Annotated in this window: 1 rRNA gene; it reads left to right on the top strand. The window is 55.3% G+C overall.

The features are described from left to right. Positions 1 to 174 precede the first annotated feature (174 nt). A 16S ribosomal RNA gene (locus JTF07_RS20195) occupies positions 175 to 1708 on the top strand. The last annotated feature ends 45 nt before the right edge of the window (positions 1709 to 1753 follow it).

The raw sequence follows: 1753 nt of genomic DNA, 5'->3' as shown, positions 1-1753 counted from the left end.
TGATGCCAGAAACATTATTTTTCTGGTAAGACAATCACATGTTCACACACATGTCTCCACCCCCTGACCGGGGTGGTGACGCCAGCGTGTGTGGACATGATTTTTTGGTCAACTGAGGTCACCCCGTGATTCTTGGTTGGCTGTCTTGCTGGGATTCATTCGTAACATAATTTTTTTATGGAGAGTTTGATCCTGGCTCAGGACGAACGCTGGCTGCGTGCTTAACACATGCAAGTCGAACGCTGAAGCCCGCAGCTTGCTGTGGGTGGATGAGTGGCGAACGGGTGAGTAACACGTGAGTAACCTGCCCCCGACTTCGGGATAAGCCCGGGAAACTGGGTCTAATACCGGATATGACCAACGCTCGCATGAGTGTTGGTGGAAAGTTTTTTCGGTTGGGGATGGGCTCGCGGCCTATCAGTTTGTTGGTGAGGTAATGGCTCACCAAGACGACGACGGGTAGCCGGCCTGAGAGGGCGACCGGCCACACTGGGACTGAGACACGGCCCAGACTCCTACGGGAGGCAGCAGTGGGGAATATTGCACAATGGGGGAAACCCTGATGCAGCGACGCAGCGTGCGGGATGACGGCCTTCGGGTTGTAAACCGCTTTCAGCAGGGAAGAAGCCTTGATCGGTGACGGTACCTGCAGAAGAAGTACCGGCTAACTACGTGCCAGCAGCCGCGGTAATACGTAGGGTACAAGCGTTGTCCGGAATTATTGGGCGTAAAGAGCTCGTAGGTGGTTGGTCACGTCTGCTGTGGAAACGCAACGCTTAACGTTGCGCGTGCAGTGGGTACGGGCTGACTAGAGTGCAGTAGGGGAGTCTGGAATTCCTGGTGTAGCGGTGAAATGCGCAGATATCAGGAGGAACACCGGTGGCGAAGGCGGGACTCTGGGCTGTAACTGACACTGAGGAGCGAAAGCATGGGGAGCGAACAGGATTAGATACCCTGGTAGTCCATGCCGTAAACGTTGGGCACTAGGTGTGGGGGACATTCCACGTTCTCCGCGCCGTAGCTAACGCATTAAGTGCCCCGCCTGGGGAGTACGGTCGCAAGGCTAAAACTCAAAGGAATTGACGGGGGCCCGCACAAGCGGCGGAGCATGCGGATTAATTCGATGCAACGCGAAGAACCTTACCAAGGCTTGACATACACCAGACCGTCCTGGAAACAGGTCCTCCTCTTTGAGGTTGGTGTACAGGTGGTGCATGGTTGTCGTCAGCTCGTGTCGTGAGATGTTGGGTTAAGTCCCGCAACGAGCGCAACCCTCGTTCTATGTTGCCAGCACGTGATGGTGGGAACTCATAGGAGACTGCCGGGGTCAACTCGGAGGAAGGTGGGGATGACGTCAAATCATCATGCCCTTTATGTCTTGGGCTTCACGCATGCTACAATGGCTGGTACAGAGAGATGCGAGACCGCGAGGTTTTAGCGAATCCCTTAAAGCCAGTCTCAGTTCGGATCGTAGTCTGCAATTCGACTACGTGAAGTCGGAGTCGCTAGTAATCGCAGATCAGCAACGCTGCGGTGAATACGTTCCCGGGCCTTGTACACACCGCCCGTCAAGTCACGAAAGTCGGTAACACCCGAAGCCGGTGGCCCAACCCCTTGTGGGAGGGGGCCGTCTAAGGTGGGACTGGCAATTGGGACTAAGTCGTAACAAGGTAGCCGTACCGGAAGGTGCGGCTGGATCACCTCCTTTCTAAGGAGCACACATCAGAACCCCAACGCAGCATCCATTCGTGAT

It is taken from the genome of Brevibacterium sp. RIT 803 (assembly GCF_016892625.1).
GTDB lineage: Bacteria > Actinomycetota > Actinomycetes > Actinomycetales > Brevibacteriaceae > Brevibacterium.
This window is presented reverse-complemented; position numbering and strand designations above follow the sequence as displayed.